Below are 15,358 nucleotides of genomic sequence, written 5' to 3'. Positions count from 1 at the left end.
TCAAAGGGAGCGCGCATTCTGAAATGCGCGTCCCGCTCTGCTTACTTCATTGCGGCTTCGGCGTCCGCGTCAATCGTTTCAACCTTTTGTCCCAACGCTGCGAGCGCCGCGACCACACCCGCCGCGTACGCCGGATCGGCACGACGGAAGTGCTCGATCTGCACCGCGACGATCTCGTTCGGCACGCCGAAAATATGCCGTGCGATGTTGCCGAAGAAGCGCTGCTTTTGCGCGTCGTCGAAGAGGCGGAACAGCGCGCCCGGCTGGCTGTAGTAATCGCCATCTTCACGATGATCATAACGTTCCACCGCGCCCGCCGCCAACGCCGGCTCGTTCACGCTCGGATCCTGCGCGAAGTCGCCGAAGCGGTTCGGCTCGTAGTTCACGCGGCCGCCGCTGTTGCCATCGGTACGCATGCCGCCATCGCGATGAAACGAGTTCTGCACGGCGGCCTTCGGCGCGTTCACCGGAATCTGATGGTGATTGATGCCAAGACGATACCGATGTGCATCGCCATACGAGAACAAACGCCCTTGCAACAAGCGATCCGGCGAGAAACCAATCCCGGGCACCACGTTCGCCGGTGTGAAAGCGGCCTGCTCGACATCGGCGAAATAGTTGCCGGCGTTACGGTTCAATTCGATCGTGCCCACGTCGATCAGCGGAAAATCCTTGTGCGGCCACACCTTGGTGACATCGAACGGATTCATGCGGTACGTCGCCGCTTCGGCTTCCGTCATCACCTGGATACGGAAATTCCACTTCGGGAAACTGCCGCGATCGATGTTGTCCACCAGATCACGCTGCGCGCTTTCACGATCACTACCGACGACTGCTGACGCTTCGGCATCGGTGAAATTCTCGAGCGGCTGCTGCGACTTGAAGTGGAACTTCACATAGAAGCGCTCGTTGTTCGCGTTGATGAACGAATACGTGTGCGAGCCGAAACCATGCATTTGCCTGTAGCTTTTCGGAATGCCGCGATCGCTCATCAGGATGGTGACCTGATGCAACGACTCCGGATGCCGCGACCAGAAGTCCCACGCCGCCACGTTGCTGCGCATGTTGGTGTACGGATCGCGCTTTTGCGTATGGATGAAGTCAGGAAACTTCAGCGGATCGCGGATGAAGAACACCGGCGTGTTATTGCCGACAACGTCCCAATTGCCCTCTTCCGTGTAGAACTTGATCGAGAAACCGCGGACATCGCGTTCGGCGTCAGCCGCGCCGCGTTCGCCTGCGACCGTCGAAAAGCGCATGAACAGCGGCGTTTGCTTGCCGACCTCCGCGAACACCTTGGCTTTCGTGAAACGGGAGATATCGTGCGTGATCTTGAGCGTACCGAACGCGCCTGACCCCTTGGCGTGCACCCGGCGCTCGGGAATCACTTCGCGGTCGAAATGCGCGAGCTTTTCGAGCAGCCAAAAATCCTGCAGCGCGATTGGACCACGCGGACCGGCGGTCACCGAATTCTGGTTATCGCCGACTGGCGCGCCTGCTGCAGTGGTAAGGATGCGATTGGTCATCGAATACTCCGTGGAAATGTCTGGGAACGAAACGTTGTGTCGGGGAAGCTCAGCAAGTGCGAGCGAAACTCGCCAGCACTTCAACCACCACTCCCTTGGCTTCGCGAAATGCCGAATTGAGTTGCGTGGCCTGGCGGGCGATCAGCGTCATGGCTTCCTCCGGTGTTGTTCTGGTGAATCAGGTTCGATCCATGGAGATGAGAATAGCAAAGACTATCTGATTATCGAATTCAATTAATTTAATCTATGCGATAGGCCAAGCGAATGTGAGACATGCGCGGCTTGGGGAAAAGCGGGGAAATAGTGCCGGAATCCGCGCCCATGCTGGACGCGGTCTAGGCTAAATCCAGCTAAGGCGGGATCAGTTGACGGCGGCCGGCAATTCTAGCCGCGTGACACCCGGGATATTGCAGGCGGCGATAGCGTCGCAGATGGCTTCAATAGCCGGCATCCGCGTGAAACTCTTGCGCCACGCCAGCACGACGCGACGATCAGGAATGGGATCCTCGAAAGGAACGTAGCTGAGCAAGCCGGCGTCCACGCCACCTGCGTGCGGTTTCACTTCCATCACCGACATCCGCGGCAGCACGGTAATGCCTACGCCGCTCGCAACCATATGCCGGATGGTTTCCAGCGATGACCCCTCGAAGGTCTTCTGGATTCCGTCTGCGTTCTGGGAAAAGCGCATCAGCTCGGGACACACGCCGAGCACGTGATCGCGGAAACAATGGCCACTGCCCAGCAGCAGCATGGTTTCCAGCTTCAAGTCGTCGGCATTGATTTTCGCGCGGTTTTCCCACGGATGGCCTGCCGGCATCGCGACTACGAAGGGTTCATCGAATAGCGCGCGCACCATCAGGCCCGTTTCCGGGAACGGCAGCGCCATGATGGCGACATCGATTTCACCCTGCTTCAGCAATTCGATCAGCTTGAGCGTGTAGTTTTCCTGCAGCATCAGCGGCATCTGCGGGACGCGCTTGATCATCTGCTTGACGAGCGTGGGCAACAAATACGGCCCAATGGTGTAGATCACGCCCAAACGTAGTGGTCCAACCAGCGGATCCTTGCCCTGCTTCGCGATCTCCTTGATGGCGAGGGTTTGTTCGAGCACGCGTTGCGCTTGCGTGACGATCTGTTCACCGATCGGGGTAACGCTGACTTCACTCGTGCCGCGCTCGAAAATCTGCACGTTTAATTCATCTTCCAGCTTTTTAATTGCTACCGACAAGGTCGGCTGACTCACGAAACACGCCTCGGCCGCACGGCCAAAATGCCGCTCGCGCGCCACCGCAACGATGTACTTCAATTCGGTTAAGGTCATTAGGGGCCAATCAGAGTCGTTGAATCGATAGGATTTGACTTATACACCCGTCGGGGGGATTCGCCAACCCACGGTGGCTCTTGGAGTTGAACGGGGGGATTTCGTTCGCACCGGTGGACGGGATGTTATTGGTTTTTGAAGGTTGGCGGTCGGAGGTTGGGCTGGGTTGCTGCTTTCCAGGTTTTTGCGCGTTCCGTTCTGGCTAATCTTTTTCGCTCTTTTAGCCACTGCGCGTGGCAGCGCGTCATTTCTTTTTCCAAAGCGAAAAAGAAACGAAGCAAAGAAAACGCTTTCACCGCTCTACCCTAAGTGTCCACAGCGTGCAGTTTTCATTCATTGGTGCCCCAAAAGCACGGTGCTCGCCAGAGCCACCGATGTGTGAAACCCTCCTTCTCCGAACACCGATACCCACAGGCTTCGCCACCAGTGATTGAACCTGCCTTTGGTCCACCCCGCGCTATCCGCGGAAAACCATCCACCGAATTTGTACGGCGCCAACCTCACGCCTTCAAATATTGCTCTCGTGCACCCAACCACCGCGCCAGATGGTCCGTGACCGCCTCCGGGAACCGAGCCAGCATCTGATCTGCCGCCGCTCGCGCCGGTTCAATCAGCCAACCATCGTTTTCCAGGCTCGCAAAACGCAGCATTGCCGCACCCGACTGGCGTGCGCCCAGGAACTCGCCAGGTCCGCGAATCTCCAAGTCGCGACGAGCGATTTCGAAGCCATCGGTCGTTTCGCGCATCGTCTGCAAACGAGCACGCGCCGTCTGCGATAAAGGCCCTGCATACATCAGCACACACACCGAAGCCGCCGTGCCCCGGCCCACGCGGCCACGCAACTGGTGAAGCTGCGCCAGGCCAAAACGCTCCGCATGCTCAATCACCATCAACGATGCATTCGGCACGTCCACACCCACTTCGATCACTGTCGTCGCGACCAGCAACTGGACCTCCGCGCGCGTGAATGCATCCATGACCGCGGCCTTCTCCGCCGGCGGCAAACGGCCATGCACAAGGCCAATGCGCAACTCGGGCAACGCGGCAACGAGCGTCTCGTAGGTTTCTACGGCTGTCTGCAACTGCAACGTCTCGCTTTCCTCGATCAGCGGACACACCCAATACACTTGCCGCCCCGTCAGCGCCGCCTCGCGCACGCGAGCAATCACCTCTTCCCGGCGGTTATCGGCGACCAGCTTGGTCAGGATTGGCGTGCGCCCCGGCGGCAACTCATCAATAGTCGATACATCCAGATCCGCGTAATACGTCATGGCAAGCGTGCGCGGAATCGGCGTGGCCGACATCATCAATTGATGCGGCTGGAAGTTATGCACGCCATCGGCGGCATTGTGCGCCTTGGCCCGCAACGCCAGCCGTTGCGCCACGCCAAACCGATGCTGCTCATCGACGATCACAAATCCAAGACGCGCAAACTCCACGGCTTCCTGAATGATCGCGTGCGTGCCAATCACCAAGTGCGCCGCGCCCGATGCCGCCGCCTCCAGCGCCGCACGTTTTTCCTTCGCCTTCAGACTGCCGGCAAGCCATGCCACCGTGACGCCAAGCGGCTCGAGCCACGCTCGCAGCTTGCGCGCGTGCTGCTCGGCGAGGATTTCTGTCGGCGCCATCAAGGCGGCCTGATAACCGGCATCAATTGCTTGTGCAGCTGCGAGCGCCGCCACGATCGTCTTGCCGCTACCTACATCGCCTTGTAACAGACGCTGCATTGGATGCGGCAACATGAGTTCGCCCGATATCTCCGCGTACACGCGTTCCTGTGCGCCGGTCAGCTTGAATGGCAACGTCGCCAGGAACCGCGCGACGAGCGATTCGGGCACATCCTGTAACCGCGGCATCATCGGCGCGGCGCGCGTGCGGCGCTCCTCGTGCGCGCGCTTGAGCGACAGTTGCTGCGCAAGCAGCTCCTCGAACTTGATGCGCGTCCACGCCGGATGCGTGCCGTCGATCAACGCGTTTTCATCGGAATCAGCGTGCGGGTGATGCAGCGTTTTCACGGCATCGAACAACGCGGGTGCGTTTAGCGGCTTTAAATGAGCGCGGGCAATCTTCTCCGGCAGCAACTCCGGCAGATGAACGCGTGACAACGCGCTGTCGATCGCCTTGCGCAAATACGCCTGCGATACCCCCGCCGTGCTCGGATACACCGGCGTCAACGCTTGGGGCAGCGGCGTGTCTTCATCCACCGGACGCACCACCGGATGCACCATCTCCATGCCGAAAAAACCGCCGCGCACATCGCCACGGACGCGCAAACGCACTCCGATCGCCATCTGCTTGACCTGCGAGCCGTAGAAATTGAGAAAGCGCAGCGTGAGTTCGTCGCCGGCGTCGTCATGGATCTTGACCAACAATTGGCGACGCGGCCGGTACGCAATCTCGTTGTCGAACACCACGCCCTCGGTCTGCGTGTTGTCGCCGGGAATCAGATGGCCAATCGGCGTGATGCTGGTTTCGTCCTCGTAGCGCATCGGCAGATGCAGCACGAGATCGATATCGGATTTCAGACCGAGTTTGGCGAGTTTATCGACCGGTTTCGGCGGGGCAGCAGCCGGTTTTAGTGGCTGGACTTTGTCCGCGGCAATTTCCAGGTTCGCAAGCGTCGTCACGCCGCCCGAGCGCGTGCGCTTGCGCTTTTGAACAGGCGCGTCGGGTTCACCGGCTGCATCGGCAGCGTCTTCTGCGTCGGGATCAACGAGCAAACGGCGGTCGGACAAGGGCATCTAATCTCTTCAAAGTACAATATCGGCTTCGTTCGGCACGGCGTTGCAAGCATCATCCGCTCGCCGTGCGGCATGCCTGGGTTCGTTATAGCGCCTGAACACGTGGCCGGCGACGGGTTTGTCCATCGGCCGGCATGGACTTAGCCAGGAAACAATGGCTTCCGGAAACCCGGGCTGATGGACGCGAAAGGCCGTTATTTGAACCCGTCGCAACGGTCAATCAGCGTAGCCGTCCGCGAAACCCGAATTAACGCACCGAACCTGCGCCCACCCGCGCCGCCTTGCCAAGCGCCTGGCCAAAATAACGCGCGTTTCATCGCGCATCGACTTGCTTTCCCCATGTTCACGCTTTCTGACTTCGATTTTAATCTGCCGCCCGAGCTGATCGCGCAAACGGCGCTCACCGAGCGTAGCGCGAGCCGTTTGCTCGACGTGGATAACCAAACTGCCACAGCCGCTTTCACCGATCGCCATTTCACCGAGTTGCCCAACCTGCTCGAACCCGGCGACCTGCTGGTGTTCAACGATACCAAAGTCTTGAAGGCGCGGTTCCTCGGCCAAAAGGCCAGCGGTGGCCGTATCGAGGTGCTGATCGAGCGCCTGACCGGCGCAACCACGGCGCTGGCGCAGATCCGGGCGAGCAAAACTCCGTTGCCCGGCACAAAACTCTTTCTCGCCGATGCCTTCGAAGTCACGGTCGGCGAGCGTCTGGAACCGTTCTACACGCTGCATTTCCCCGCCGATTGCCTGACGCTGATCGAGCAATACGGCCGCTTGCCGTTGCCGCCCTACATAGAGCACGATCCCGATTCCTTCGATGAAACCCGCTACCAGACCGTCTACGCCGCAAACCCCGGCGCGGTCGCGGCGCCCACGGCGGGCCTGCACTTCGACCCGGCGCTTTTCGCGGCGCTTGACGCACGCGGCGTGGAGCGCGCGACGCTGACGCTGCACGTGGGCGCGGGCACGTTCCAGCCCGTGCGCGTGGAGAATCTCGCGGAACACAAGATGCATAGCGAATGGTATCGGCTGCCGCAGGAACTGGCGGACAAGATCACGGCGACGAAGGCGCGGGGGAACCGCGTGATTGCAGTCGGCACGACTTCGCTGCGTGCGCTCGAAGCCGCCGCTCGCGATGCTGCCGAAGCGGGCAAACCGCTCGCTGAAACGAGTACCGAGACGGATATTTTCATCACGCCGGGATACCAGTTTCGCGTGGTCGACCGGCTCGTGACGAACTTCCATTTACCGAAATCGACGTTGATGATGCTGGTCTCCGCATTCGCCGGCATGGACGCGATTCGGGCGGCGTATGCGCATGCGATTGAGGAGCGGTATCGATTTTTCAGTTACGGCGACGCCATGCTGCTCACGCGGCAAACGGCGGCCTGAAGCACGCCGTGGGATTAAACGCGCCTCGCATGAGCATGATCTTGGCGCCCACGAACACCTTACCCATTTGCGCCGGACTGTTTTCCGGTGGCACAGGAGCTTTTGAATGACCGAATCAAGCAACATCGCCGATACCATTAACGCGCCGGCTCGACCGGAAAACGGCCTCAAATTCGAACTGATCACAACCGACGGCCAAGCACGGCGCGGCCGCGTCACGTTGAACCACGGCGTCGTCGAAACCCCGATCTTCATGCCAGTCGGCACGTACGGAACGGTCAAGGCAGTCGCGCCGCGCGAACTCGAGGAAATGCACGCGCAGATCATCCTCGGCAACACGTTCCACCTGTGGTTGCGCCCGGGCCTGGAAACCATCGCCGCGCATGGCGGGTTGCATCGATTCATGAACTGGCATCGCCCGATCCTCACCGACTCCGGCGGTTTCCAGGTCTTTTCGCTCGGCGATCTGCGCAAGATCACCGAGGATGGCGTCACGTTCGCGTCGCCCATCAATGGCGACAAGCTGTTTTTATCGCCGGAAATCTCGATGCAGATCCAGAAGGTGCTGAACTCGGACATCGTGATGCAGTTCGACGAATGCACGCCGTACGCCACCAACGACGTGCCCACGCCGCACCAGGACGCAGCGGATTCCATGCGCATGTCGATGCGCTGGGCCAAGCGTTCCGTCGATGAATTCGCCAAGGGTGAAAATCCGAACGCGCTGTTCGGCATCGTGCAAGGCGGCATGTTCGAGGACTTGCGCGATGAATCGCTGGCAGGCCTCGCGGACATCGGTTTCCACGGCTTCGCGATCGGCGGCTTGTCCGTCGGCGAACCGAAGGAAGACATGATGCGCGTGCTGGAACACATCGGCCCGAAGCTCCCCGCCGACAAACCGCATTACCTGATGGGCGTCGGCACGCCGGAAGACTTGGTGGCCGGCGTGGCGTCGGGTGTCGACATGTTCGACTGCGTGATGCCGACCCGCAACGCACGCAACGGCTGGCTGTTCACGCGTTTCGGCGACGTCAAGATCCGCAACGCGGCGCACAAGAACTCGCTCAAGCCACTCGATGAAACCTGCGGCTGCTACACCTGCCGCAATTTCACCCGCGGTTACCTTCATCACTTGCACCGCGTGGGCGAAATTCTCGGCTCGCAACTCAACACGATCCACAACCTGCACTACTACCTGCAACTCATGCAGGAGATCCGCGATTCGATCGAAAATCACGCATTTGACGCATTCGTGAAGCAGTTTAAAGAGGATCGGGCGCGTGGAATTGACTGACCGGATGGCTAACGTCCAACCATTGAATCGGGCATCCGCCGAAGAAACATTACAATTGATTTACGCAACGCTTTAACAGCTTGATCACAAAGCGCATTCCGCGCTTAGGCTTGCGTGGCCCGGTGATAGAATAGCGGGCTAATTTTCTGATCGTTACAACGGAGAGACCGACGTGGATTTCATTTCAAAAGCATTCGGCGGCGGCGCAGATGGCGCCCAGTCGAGCATCATGAGCTTTTTGCCGCTCATTTTGATGTTTGCAGTGCTGTATTTCATCATGATTCGTCCGCAAATGAAGCGTCAGAAGGAACATCGCAATATGCTGTCCGCCATGGCGAAGGGCGATGAAGTAGTCACGAACGGCGGTATTGTCGGTAAGGTAACGAAGGTGACGGACGCGTACGTTGGCGTCGAAATTTCGGAAGGTACGGAAATTACCATCCAGAAGGCTGCTGTCACGACTATCCTCCCGAAAGGCACGATCAAGTCGCTCTAAGGCCAATTTCCCGCGTCCGGCGCGGCCAGCGTGAGCCGGCCTGCGTGGCCCAGCCTCAGCGGCGTGGCTCCCGTGGTCCCCACGGCCAGTTGCCCGCTCATCGCCGGACGCATCGCGTACCCCTCCTCGCCAACTCTCCTGTTCGGCCATCCCCATGAATCGCTACCCACTTTGGAAATATGCCGTGATGCTGGTGGCGCTAGTCATCGGTCTCGTCTATACACTGCCCAATTTTTTCGGCGAAGCGCCGGCGGTGCAGGTATCGAGCGGCAAGGCAACGGTCAAGCTGGATTCAACGACGCTTGCCAATATCGAAAGCGCGCTGGCCGCCGACAAGGTGACGCCAGATGAAGTGACGTTCGACAATTCGTCGTTGAACGCCAACATCCGTGTGCGCCTGAAAGACACCGACACGCAATTGCGCGTGAAGGATCTGTTGCAGAAAACGCTCAACAGCGACCCGACTGATCCGCAATACGTGGTCGCGCTGAATCTTCAGGCAGCCTCGCCGCGCTGGCTGAGTGCGTTGCACGCGCTGCCCATGTATCTCGGCCTCGACTTGCGCGGCGGTGTCCACTTCCTGTTGCAAGTCGACATGGCGGGCGCGCTGAACAAGAAGCTCGACTCGAACGCCACGGACGCCCGCGCGCTGTTACGCGATAAAAACATCCGCGACGGCGGTGTGAATCGCGTGAATCAGTCAGTCGTGGTGAATTTCGCAGACAAGGCAGCCGCCGATGCCGCGCTCACCATGCTCTCCTCTGGCCTGAACGAACTGCAATGGGCAACGAGTCCGGGCGGCGATGGTTATCAGGTGATCGGCACGTTCACGCCAGCGGCGCAAAAGGCAGCGGAAGACGGCGCGCTCAAGCAGAACATTGTCACGCTGCATAACCGCGTGAACGAACTCGGCGTGGCCGAGCCCGTGATCCAGCAACAAGGCTCTGACCGCATCGTAGTCGAATTGCCGGGCGTGCAGGACACGGCGAAGGCGAAGGACATCATCGGCCGGACGGCGACGCTTGAAGCCCGTCTCGCTGACCCGACCAACACCCATCCCGGCCCGAACGACCCGGTTCCTGCTGGCGACGAACTCTTCACGCAGGGCAATAATGGCCCGACGCTCGTGAGAAAGCAGGTGATCTTTACGGGCGACCGGATTATCGACGCATCGGCGGGCTTCGACGAACATCAGCGTCCGTCGGTAAATATTCGCCTGGACGCAGCCGGTGGCCGTGCGGTGAGCAGCGTGTCGCGCGACAACATCGGCAAGCCGATGGCCATGATCCTGTTCGAAAAGGGCAAGGGCGAAGTGCTGACGGTCGCGACCATTCAGTCAGAACTCGGCGACCGCTTCCAGATCACCGGCCAGCCTTCACCGCAAGCCGCCGCCGACCTGGCGCTGCTGCTGCGCGCCGGTTCGCTCGCAGCGCCCATGGACATCATCGAAGAACGCACGATTGGTCCGAGCCTCGGCGCGGACAACATCCGGAAGGGCTTCGACTCGGTGCAATACGGTTTCGCCGCAATCGCGGTCTTCATGATCGCGTATTACATGCTGTTCGGCCTGATCTCCATGTTGTCGCTTTCGGTGAACCTGTTGCTGCTGGTCGCCATTCTATCGATGCTGCAAGCCACTTTGACGCTGCCGGGTATTGCAGCTATTGCACTTGCACTCGGTATGGCGATCGACGCCAACGTGCTGATCAACGAACGGATCCGCGAGGAACTGCGTAACGGCGCGCCGCCGCAGCTTGCTATCCAGAACGGTTTCGCGCATGCGTGGGCCACGATTGTTGACTCGAACGTGACCACGCTTATCGCAGGTCTGGCGCTGCTGGCGTTCGGCTCGGGCCCGGTGCGCGGCTTCGCGGTTGTGCACGTTATCGGCATCCTGACTTCCATGTTCTCGGCCGTGTTCTTCTCACGCGGTCTCGTGAACCTTTGGTACGGCGGCAAGAAGAAACTGCAATCGCTGGCTATCGGTCAGGTCTGGCGTCCGGCAGGCAGCGATACGGCTGCGGCCACCGCCGCTTACCTCGCTAACGAGCGTGGTGACGAAGAACCCGCTGTCGATCAAGTCGTCATGCCCGCCACACGCCCCAAAGCACCGGTTCCTGCCCGTTCGCAAAAGCAGGCCGCGCCTCCCGTGCGCACTGGCAAGCCGGTTGTGCGTCGTCGCTCGGGCCCCGGTACTGAACCGAAAAAACCCGGCTCGTCCAACTGAGTCCCGGAGAATAAATCATGGAATTCTTTCGTATTCGCCGCGACTTACCGCTGATGCAGCGCGCGTTGATCTTTAACGCGATCTCGCTCATCACGTTCCTCGCCGCTGTGTTTTTCCTCGTGCACCGTGGGCTGCATCTGTCGGTTGAGTTCACCGGCGGGACGGTGGTGGAAGTGCAATATCCGCAAGCCGTGCCGCTTGAACCGGTACGTGGCACGCTGGGCGCGCTCGGTTATCCCGATGCTCAGGTGCAGAACTTCGGCACGTCACGTGACGTACTGATTCGCCTGCCGTTGAAGGAGGGTTTGACGTCGGCACAGCAGAGCGATCAGGTGATGGCCGCGTTGAAGAACCAGGACGCACAAGTGCAGTTGCAGCGCGTTGAGTTCGTGGGTCCGCAGGTCGGTAAGGAGCTCGTGACCAACGGCTTGCTTGCGCTGGCCTGCGTGGTGATCGGTATCGTGATCTACCTGTCGTTCCGCTTCGAATGGAAATATGCGGTGGCCGGCGTGATCGCCAACTTGCACGACGTGGTGATCATTCTTGGCTTCTTCGCATTCTTCCAGTGGGAGTTTTCACTCTCCGTGCTGGCGGCTATTCTCGCGGTGCTCGGGTATTCGGTGAATGAGTCGGTCGTTATCTTCGACCGGATTCGTGAAACCTTCCGCAAGCAACGCAAGATGACGGTGATCGAGGTGATCAACCACGCCATTACCAGCACGATGTCGCGAACCATCATCACTCACGGTTGTACGGAAATGATGGTGCTGTCCATGTTCCTGTTCGGCGGAGCGACGCTGCATTACTTCGCGCTGGCGCTGACGGTCGGGATCTTGTTCGGTATCTACTCGTCGGTGTTTGTCGCCGCCGCGCTGGCTATGTGGCTGGGCGTGAAGCGCGAAGACCTGATGAAGGACAAGAAGCCGAAGTACGACCCCACCGATCCGAACGCAGGCGCAGAGGTTTGATAGAAAGCTTAAGGATGTGACGTTCGAACGCTGAAATTCAGCGTTCAACAGGTTGAAAGGCCGATTCTTGCGAATCGGCCTTTTTTGCTTTTGAGTTGGCAATTGCAACATTTCGCGGATGAAGTCGTCGCGCTTCGCTTCAACTGCATGCCGGCCGCAAATTAGTGCCTTAGCTCCGTACATTGTATGTACAATCGTACATACAGGTGGTTGCATGAAATTCGAGTGGGACGAAGCGAAGAATCGAAGCAACATCCGCAAACACGGCATCGACTTCACTGACGCAGTCGAAATTTTCAGACATACGGTGTTGACCGCGGCGGACGGCAGGGAAGACTTTGGCGAGGATCGCTGGATTGCACTCGGATGGATGCAGTTGATCGTAGCCGTGGTCGGTATACGTCGAGCGCAGCGGCGACACCATCCGGATCATTTCGGCGCGCAAAGCAACCAGGCCCGAAATAAAACGCTACGGGCAAGCGCTTGTATCTTGAACCGCTTTACCGCCGCCTCGCGGCAAAAGGTAGGAGCACACATCATGAGCAAAGCCACGAAGACAGATTGGAAACGCCTGGAGGCAATGCCGGATTCCAGTATCGACACCAGCGAGATGCCCGAACTGGGCGACGACTTCTTCCAGCGCGCCGAACTGCACACGCCACCCAAGCAAGCGGTAACCATGCGCCTGGACGCCGACGTCCTCGCCTGGTTCAAGGAACAAGGTCAGGGGTACCAGACGCGGATCAACAAGCTTCTGCGTGCCTACATGCTCGCGCAGCAAAAGCAGCACTCTTAAAACTATGGCGCCACGGCTACGCGCGTATAAACCGCGCAAATTCCTCACGTGAATCCCAGCCGTTTGCGCGCCGCCATCAATGCGACCAGGCTTATCACGGCGGCAAAAATCAAATAAAAGCTGGGCGCGGCTTTCGATCCCGTCGATGCAATCAGCCACGTAATGATGAACGGCCCGAATCCGCCGAACACCGTGACCGCGATGTTATAAGCCAGCGACATCCCGGTTGTGCGCGTCGCAACCGGAAACATCTCCGATAACAACCCCGGCAACGCCGCGAAATACCCCGTCATCAACACGCCGAGCACCGCTTGAACAATCAGCAGCGTGCCGAAGGTCGGATGGCCAACGAGCCACGTGAAGAGCGGATAAATCAATAAGAGCAGCAGCACCGCCGAGATCAGCATGATGCGGGTGCGGCCGTGGGTATCGGAGAGATGACCTACGAACGGGGAAAGCACCATCTGGATTATGCCCGTGAGCAGGATGGCCGTGAACGCCACCGATGGCGCGAGCCCTAACTGCCGGATTGCGTACGTCGGCATGAAGAGCACGAGATAAGTCGCCACCGTGCCCAGCACTACCGTTCCAATGGCGATCAGCAGGCGTTCCTTGTTCGACGCGAAGGTGTCGCGCAACGGGGTAGTCGTAGTAACCGCGGCGAGGAATTCCGGCGTTTCATCGAGGTGCGTCCGGATGTAGTACGCCACCGGTCCGATCAGCAAACCGAAGAAGAACGGCACGCGCCAGCCCCATGAACTCATCTGTTCTGGCGAGAGATTGCCGGTCAGCACGATGCCAAAGATAGCCGCGAGCAACGTGGTCAACCCTTGGCTTGCGACCTGCCAACTTGCGAAGAAACCACGGCGGCCGGGAACGTGCTCAGCGAGAAACGCCGTCGCACTGCCAAACTCCCCGCCGGCCGAAAAGCCCTGCATCAGGCGCGCGAGCACCAGGATCAACGGCGCGGCAACGCCAATCGAGGAGTACGTAGGCAACACGGCAATGATGAGCGTGCCCATCATCATCAACAGGATAGACAGTGTGAGCGCGGCCTTGCGCCCTGCCCGGTCGGCATACGCGCCAAGCACGATGGCCCCCAGCGGCCGCATGAAAAACGATACGCCGAACGTACCGAGCGTCAGCAGGATGGACACGGAGTCGTCGCCTGACGGGAAAAACAACTTCGAGATAACGACCGCGAAGAACCCATAGACAACGAGGTCGAACCATTCGAGCGCGTTGCCTATGGACGCTGCCACCACCGCGCGCCACGCGGCCGGGCGGATGATCGGACCTGCTGCAGGCGTACTGCTCATGCATTTCTCCATGTCTTGTCGGTATGACGGGCTGTCGGCCAAAGCGCAAACGCTGCGGACTGTGCCACACCGAAATCCGGATCGTAATGCTCGCAATACCGGGGGCGAAAAAAATGCCGCTTCGGTCAGAAGCGGCTTTCTTATTCAGCGAGAAGGGCTCGCGGGGAAGAATCCGCGCTTATTGCCGAACACCTTCGGCTTGAATATGCAGCGTCGTCTTCATCTTGAAGCCGTATGTCTTGCCATAATCCACGCCGAAGTCGCCGCGATCAAACGTGGCCGTCGATTCCGTGCCGCACACTTCTTTCTTCAGCATCGGGTTCGTGAAGCACTTGAACGATTCGATCTTCAGGTTCAGCGGCTTCGTCACGCCGTGCAGCGTCAGTTCGCCGATCACTTCAACCGGCACATCGCCCTTGTACTTCATCGACGTGCCCTTGTAGGTCGCTGTCGGGAACTTGTCGGCATCGAAGAATTGCGCGCTCTTCAGTTCACCGTTCAGCTTGTCATTGCCGATATCAATCGACGTCATGTCGATAGTCGCGTCCAGCGTGCCCTTCTGTTTTGCGCGATCGAGCGTCACGGTGCCGCTGCTCTTCGTGAACTTGCCGCGCCAGATCGAGATGCCGCCAAAGTGATCGGTTTCAAAGCTCGGGTACGTGTGGTTCGGGTCGAGTTGATACGTGACTTCTTCAGCCATCGCGTTGAACGAAACGGCCGCGAAAAGCGCGCCGGCGGCTGCAATCAGAAGGTTCTTTTTCATGAGTTTTCCAGAATGAATTTGTGAAGACCTAGGATCAAGGTTCGGTGAGCGCTTATTTCTTCGTTGCGACGAGGTGGAACTTGATGACGACTTCGTCGGCGACGACCGAGGTGTCTTTCCATTCGCCCGAGCCGACATCGAACTGCGTGCGTTTGATGGGCAATGATCCGTCGAAGGTTTGCGTCGCGCCCTGGCTCGTCACGGTGACCGGTACGGTGACGTTTTGCGACTTGCCCTTGATCGTGAGCTTGCCGCTGACGTTGAACTTCGTGCCGCCTGCCGGCGCGATGCCCGTCGAAACGAAAGTCGCCGTCGGGAAATGGGCTGTGTCGAACCAGTCCTTGTCAGTGGCCTGCTTGTTGTAGCTCTCGTCGCCGAGATCGTAGCTGCTCGTGTCGATGCTGAGATTCGCACTGCCGGCCGCTGGCTTGGCCGGATCGAAGTCGAGTTGCGCGGTGAACTTCTTGAACTTGCCTTCGACCGGCACGTTCATTTGCTTCGATGTCGCCGTCACC

The 15,358-nt window shown here is 59.3% G+C and carries 12 protein-coding genes; 6 read left to right on the top strand and 6 right to left on the bottom strand.

Features of this window, described 5'->3' with window-relative positions:
* Window positions 1-41: 41 nt before the first annotated feature.
* The 3 genes from ACMX25_RS11615 to recG form a co-directional block, all read right to left on the bottom strand.
* The gene (locus ACMX25_RS11615; protein ID WP_414949990.1) at window positions 42-1,526 is read right to left on the bottom strand and encodes a catalase; all 1,485 of its coding nucleotides are present in this window, start codon (window positions 1,524-1,526) and stop codon (window positions 42-44) included.
* Between the two features lie 361 nt (window positions 1,527-1,887).
* A complete protein-coding gene (locus tag ACMX25_RS11610) occupies window positions 1,888-2,847 on the bottom strand; it encodes a hydrogen peroxide-inducible genes activator (RefSeq protein WP_414949988.1) in 960 nt (319 codons plus the stop codon).
* 500 nt (window positions 2,848-3,347) lie between these two features.
* Window positions 3,348-5,588 (bottom strand): ATP-dependent DNA helicase RecG, encoded by a 2,241-nt coding sequence (gene recG, locus ACMX25_RS11605; protein WP_414949987.1) that lies wholly within the window; start codon window positions 5,586-5,588, stop codon window positions 3,348-3,350.
* A 339-nt stretch (window positions 5,589-5,927) separates the two neighbouring features.
* On the opposite strand from recG, the gene queA reads away from it, so the two are divergent.
* From queA to ACMX25_RS11575, 6 genes are all read left to right on the top strand, one after another.
* The gene (gene queA, locus ACMX25_RS11600) at window positions 5,928-6,980 is read left to right on the top strand and encodes a tRNA preQ1(34) S-adenosylmethionine ribosyltransferase-isomerase QueA (protein WP_414949986.1); all 1,053 of its coding nucleotides are present in this window, start codon (window positions 5,928-5,930) and stop codon (window positions 6,978-6,980) included.
* Between the two features lie 106 nt (window positions 6,981-7,086).
* Window positions 7,087-8,274 (top strand): tRNA guanosine(34) transglycosylase Tgt, encoded by a 1,188-nt coding sequence (gene tgt / locus ACMX25_RS11595; RefSeq protein ID WP_414949985.1) that lies wholly within the window; start codon window positions 7,087-7,089, stop codon window positions 8,272-8,274.
* 172 nt (window positions 8,275-8,446) lie between these two features.
* A complete protein-coding gene (gene yajC, locus ACMX25_RS11590) occupies window positions 8,447-8,770 on the top strand; it encodes a preprotein translocase subunit YajC (protein WP_062091715.1) in 324 nt (107 codons plus the stop codon).
* 154 nt (window positions 8,771-8,924) lie between these two features.
* Window positions 8,925-10,997: a protein translocase subunit SecD gene (gene secD, locus ACMX25_RS11585; RefSeq protein ID WP_414949984.1), complete on the top strand. Its 2,073-nt coding sequence runs from the start codon at window positions 8,925-8,927 to the stop codon at window positions 10,995-10,997.
* 17 nt (window positions 10,998-11,014) lie between these two features.
* A complete protein-coding gene (gene secF, locus ACMX25_RS11580) occupies window positions 11,015-11,965 on the top strand; it encodes a protein translocase subunit SecF (protein WP_414949983.1) in 951 nt (316 codons plus the stop codon).
* Between the two features lie 214 nt (window positions 11,966-12,179).
* Window positions 12,180-12,761 carry a BrnA antitoxin family protein gene (locus ACMX25_RS11575; RefSeq protein ID WP_414949982.1) on the top strand — a complete coding sequence of 194 codons (582 nt, stop codon included), beginning with the start codon at window positions 12,180-12,182 and terminating at the stop codon, window positions 12,759-12,761.
* Window positions 12,762-12,805: 44 nt separating this feature from the next.
* On the opposite strand, the gene ACMX25_RS11570 is transcribed toward ACMX25_RS11575, so the two are convergent.
* The 3 genes from ACMX25_RS11570 to ACMX25_RS11560 form a co-directional block, all read right to left on the bottom strand.
* Window positions 12,806-14,080 carry an MFS transporter gene (locus tag ACMX25_RS11570; RefSeq protein ID WP_414949981.1) on the bottom strand — a complete coding sequence of 425 codons (1,275 nt, stop codon included), beginning with the start codon at window positions 14,078-14,080 and terminating at the stop codon, window positions 12,806-12,808.
* A gap of 178 nt (window positions 14,081-14,258) precedes the next feature.
* Window positions 14,259-14,843 carry a YceI family protein gene (locus ACMX25_RS11565; protein ID WP_414949980.1) on the bottom strand — a complete coding sequence of 195 codons (585 nt, stop codon included), beginning with the start codon at window positions 14,841-14,843 and terminating at the stop codon, window positions 14,259-14,261.
* A 52-nt stretch (window positions 14,844-14,895) separates the two neighbouring features.
* Window positions 14,896-15,358 (bottom strand): YceI family protein (locus ACMX25_RS11560; RefSeq protein WP_414949978.1); only part of this gene is annotated, 463 nt, incomplete at its 5' end.

This window comes from Caballeronia eucalypticola (assembly GCF_047608185.1).
GTDB lineage: Bacteria > Pseudomonadota > Gammaproteobacteria > Burkholderiales > Burkholderiaceae > Caballeronia.
Note: the sequence above shows the minus strand (reverse complement) of the source record. Positions and strands in the feature narration are given on the sequence as shown.

Coding starts and splice junctions, on each gene's coding strand:
- tgt (WP_414949985.1), top strand. CDS start 7,087: ATGACCGAATCAAGCAACATCGCCGATACCATTAACGCGCCGGCTCGA.
- ACMX25_RS11575 (WP_414949982.1), top strand. CDS start 12,180: ATGAAATTCGAGTGGGACGAAGCGAAGAATCGAAGCAACATCCGCAAA.
- secD (WP_414949984.1), top strand. CDS start 8,925: ATGAATCGCTACCCACTTTGGAAATATGCCGTGATGCTGGTGGCGCTA.
- ACMX25_RS11570 (WP_414949981.1), bottom strand. CDS start 14,080: ATGAGCAGTACGCCTGCAGCAGGTCCGATCATCCGCCCGGCCGCGTGG.
- ACMX25_RS11615 (WP_414949990.1), bottom strand. CDS start 1,526: ATGACCAATCGCATCCTTACCACTGCAGCAGGCGCGCCAGTCGGCGAT.
- recG (WP_414949987.1), bottom strand. CDS start 5,588: ATGCCCTTGTCCGACCGCCGTTTGCTCGTTGATCCCGACGCAGAAGAC.
- ACMX25_RS11565 (WP_414949980.1), bottom strand. CDS start 14,843: ATGAAAAAGAACCTTCTGATTGCAGCCGCCGGCGCGCTTTTCGCGGCC.
- secF (WP_414949983.1), top strand. CDS start 11,015: ATGGAATTCTTTCGTATTCGCCGCGACTTACCGCTGATGCAGCGCGCG.
- ACMX25_RS11610 (WP_414949988.1), bottom strand. CDS start 2,847: ATGACCTTAACCGAATTGAAGTACATCGTTGCGGTGGCGCGCGAGCGG.
- queA (WP_414949986.1), top strand. CDS start 5,928: ATGTTCACGCTTTCTGACTTCGATTTTAATCTGCCGCCCGAGCTGATC.